This is a genomic window from Paraburkholderia sp. SIMBA_027 (assembly GCF_046535315.1).
In the GTDB taxonomy this organism is placed as follows: Bacteria; Pseudomonadota; Gammaproteobacteria; order Burkholderiales; family Burkholderiaceae; genus Paraburkholderia; species Paraburkholderia tropica.
Window position 1 is genome coordinate 1 of the sequence record NZ_JAWRWY010000723.1, and the last position, 266, is coordinate 266.

The window sequence follows — 266 nt, forward strand, 5'->3', positions numbered from 1 at the left end:
GGTTCGCCCAAGATCGACGTGACTGAACTCGTCGATCGCCGCGCGGCGCGCTTCCTGTCGCAGGGCGGCATGTGGAACCACGTCGCCATGAAGCAGGCGATCGCCGATTCCGGCCTCGAAGACGCCGATATCGGTGGCAACGAGCGCACCGGCATCATCATGGGTTCGGGCGGCCCGTCCACCCGCACGCTCATCGAAGCGGCCGACATCACCATCAAGAACAACAGCCCGAAGCGCATCGGCCCGTTTGCCGTTCCGAAGGCGAT

General features: G+C 65.0%; 1 pseudogene. It reads left to right on the forward strand.

The window, feature by feature from the left end:
• A pseudogene (locus SB764_RS40945) lies at positions 1-266 on the forward strand (beta-ketoacyl-ACP synthase I); the annotation flags it as partial.